Below are 3,667 nucleotides of genomic sequence, written 5' to 3'. Positions count from 1 at the left end.
CGAGGTCCTCGGCACCGGCCGGGTCGGCATCGACGAGGACTTCTTCGCCCTCGGCGGCGACAGCATCCGCTCCATCCAGGTCGTCAGCCGCGCCCACAAGGCCGGACTCACCCTCACCACCCGCGACATCTTCACCCACAAGACCGCCGCCGCCCTCGCCCGGGTCGCGGGCGGCGCCGACCCCACGGCGGCGACCGCGCCCGCCGAGGACGCCGGCGGCACCGGCCCGTACGAACTCACCCCGATCATGGGCCAGTTGCACGACGACACCACCAGCCTCACCGGCCCGGTCGTCAAGTACAGCCAGCACGTGGTCGTCCGGGTCCCCGCCGCCCTGGACGCCGAACTGCTCGACGCGGCCCTGCACACCCTGGTCGACCACCACGACGCGCTGCGCACCCGGGCCACCGAACCCGCCCCCGGCCTGTGGCACCTGGAGGCGCTGGCCCCCGGCGCGCTCGCCGGCGTCCGTCTGGTCGCCACCGCCGAGAACGGCGCCGGCAGCGGCGCCGACGACCAGGACGCCCTCGGCTTCGCCGAGCGGCAGGCCGCCGCCGCCCGCGCCCGGCTCGACCCCGCCGCCGCCGTGATGATCCAGGCCGTGCTGATCGGCGCGGCCCCCGGCGCCGACACCGCCCTGCTGGTGCTCTCCGCCCACCACCTGGTCATCGACGGCGTGTCCTGGCGGATCCTGCTGCCCGACCTCGCCGCCGCCTGCGAGGCGCTGGCGGCCGGCCGCACCCCCGCACTCGACCCGGTCGGCACCTCCTACCGCGCCTGGTCCCAGCTGCTCGCCGCGCAGGCCCGCACCCAGGTCCGCGGCCCCGAACTCGCCCTCTGGCAGTCGATCCTGACCGGCCCCGACCCGCTGGTCGGCACCCACCGGCTCGACCCCGAGACGGACGTCTACGGCACCCAGCGCACCCTGCGCCTGGAGCTCGGCCCCGAGGTCACCGGCCCGCTGCTCACCGACGTCCCGGCGGCCTTCCACGCCGAGGTCAACGACGTCCTGCTGACCGGCCTCGCCCTCGCCGTCGCCGACTGGCGCCGCCGGCACGGCCGCGCCGACTACGCCCAGACCCTGATCGAGCTGGAGGGCCACGGCCGCGAGCAGCTCGGCGACGGCCTCGACCTGTCCCGCACCGTCGGCTGGTTCACCAGCGCCTTCCCGATGCGCCTCGACCCCGGCACGCTCGACTGGGACGAGCTCTGGGCCGGCGGCCCCGCCCTCGCCGCCGCCCTCAAGCGGATCAAGGAGCAGCTGCGCGCGCTGCCCGACCGCGGCGTCGGCTACGGCCTGCTGCGCTACCTCAACCCGCACGCCGCCCGCGCCCTGGCCGGCCACCACAAGCCGCAGATCGGCTTCAACTACATGGGCCGCTTCGACGCCCGCGAGGCCCGCCTCTGGGAGCCGGCCGGCGGCGACGGCGTGGTCGGCACCGGCGCCCACCCCGCCATGCCGCTGCCGCACCTGCTCGACGTCACCCCGGCCACCGAGGACCGGCACGACGGCCCGCACCTGATCGCCAACTGGTCCTGGGCCGGCCGGACCGTCGCCGAGGAGGACGCCCAGGACGTCGCGGCCACCTGGTTCCGCGCCCTCGAACTGCTCGCCCGGCACGCCACCGCCCCCGGTGCGGGCGGCCGCACCCCCTCCGACCTGCCGCTGGTCGCCCTGGCCCAGGACGAGATCGAGGAGTACGAGGCCGAACTCGCCGAGGCCGGCACCGCCCTCGCCGACGTCCTGCCGCTCACCCCGCTCCAGCAGGGCATGCTCTTCCACGCCGACTACGACACCGCCGCCGGGGGCGGCGCGGACGCGGTCGACGTCTACACCCTGCAGATCGTCGCCGACATCGAGGGCGACCTCGACGCCGACGCCCTGCGCGCCGCCGGGCAGGCCCTGCTCGACCGGCACCCGAACCTGCGCGCCGCCTTCCGCGCCCGGGCCACCGGAGAGCCCGTCCAGGTCATCGCCCAGCACGCCGAACTGCCCTGGCTGGACGCCGACCTGACCGACCTGACGGAGCCCGCCCGGGCCGCCGAGCTGATCCGCATCACCGAGGCCGAGCGCACCCGCCGCTTCGACCTCGCCGCGCCGCCGCTGCTGCGCTTCGCGCTCGTCACCCACGGCGAGGGCCGGCACCGGTTCATCTGGACCAGCCACCACATCCTGGTCGACGGCTGGTCGATGCCGCTGCTCGTCCGCGAGCTGTTCGCGCTCTGCGCGCCCGGCGCGGACGTCGCGCTGCTGCCCGACCCGGCCCCGTACCGCTCGTACCTGGCCTGGCTGACCGCGCAGGACCGCACGGCCGCCCGGGCCGCCTGGCACGAGGTGCTGGCCGACGTCGACGAGCCCACCCTGCTCGTCCCCGCCGACCCGAGCCGCCTCCCGGTGCTGCCCGACGCGGTGCTCGCCGAGGTGCCGCGCGAGCTGACCGCCGCGCTCGCCGGCTGGGCCCGCACCCAGGGCCTGACCGTCAACACCGTGGTGCAGGGCTGCTGGGCGCTGCTGCTCGGGCGGCTCACCGGCCGCCAGGACGTGGTGTTCGGCGCCGTCACCTCCGGCCGCCCGGCCGAGGTCCCGGACGTCGAGTCGATGATCGGCATGTTCCTCACCACCGTGCCGGTCCGGGCCCGGCTGCACCCCGATGCCACCCTCGCCGAACTGCTGCACGCCCTCCAGGACCAGCAGACCGCGCTGCTCCCGCACGAGCACCTCGGGCTCGCCGCGATCCACCAGGCCGCCGGCCTGTCCGGCGAGGTCTTCGACACCGTGGTGCTGTTCGAGAACTTCCCGCTGGACGAGAACGGCCTCGACACCGGCGTCGCCGACGGCCCGCGCATCGTCCGCACCGAGGCCCTTGACGCCCGGCACCACCCGCTGAGCCTGGTGGTCCACCCCGGCGACAGCCTGCACCTGCGGCTGGACTACAACCCCGGCCTGTTCGGCCGGGCCGAGGTCGAGCGGGTCTCGGCGATCTTCCAGCACCTGCTGCGGACCGTCGCCGAGCGGCCCGGACTGCCGCTCGCCCAGGTCGACGTGACCGGCCCGGCGGACCTCACCGGCACCGGCACCCCCGGCGAGCTGGGCGGACTGCTCGGCGCCTGGGACCCGTCGATCCCCGAGGAGAGCCTCGGCGTCGTCGAGCGGGTGCGCGCCGTCGCCGCCCGCACCCCCGAGGCGACCGCCGTCACCGACGGCGCCGGCTCGCTGACCTACCAGGAACTGGTCGAGGCGGCCGGCGGCCTGTCCGCGGGCCTCGCGGAGGCCGGGGTCACCACCGGTTCGGTGGTCGCGATGCTCGCCGAGCCCGGTGTCCCGTTCATCACCGGCGTGCTGGGCGTGATCGGCGCCGGCGGTGCCTACCTGCCGCTCGACCCGGCCGCGCCGGCCGCCCGCAACACCGGGCTGCTGGAGGACGGCGGCGCCCGCCACCTGCTGGTCGGCGCCGGGTACGAGGCACAGGCCGCCGAGTTCGCCGCCGCCGTCCAGGGCGAGCCGGTCACCGTCATCGGCCTGGAGCAGGCCGCCGGCGCGCGGGCCCTGCCCGACTGCGTGGGCACCGGGCTGGACCTGGCGTACGTGATGTTCACCTCCGGCTCCACCGGCAAGCCCAAGGGCGCGATGGTCCAGCGCTCCGGCATGATGAACCACCTCTGGGCC

The 3,667-nt window shown here is 76.2% G+C and carries 1 protein-coding gene; it reads left to right on the top strand.

The window, feature by feature from the left end:
* On the top strand, positions 1–3,667 hold a 3,667-nt coding region (locus tag AB0O19_RS38405; protein WP_363626382.1), incomplete at both ends, for a condensation domain-containing protein.

The organism is Kitasatospora sp. NPDC091276, from assembly GCF_040684355.1.
Taxonomy (GTDB): domain Bacteria; phylum Actinomycetota; class Actinomycetes; order Streptomycetales; family Streptomycetaceae; genus Kitasatospora.
Note: the sequence above shows the minus strand (reverse complement) of the source record. Positions and strands in the feature narration are given on the sequence as shown.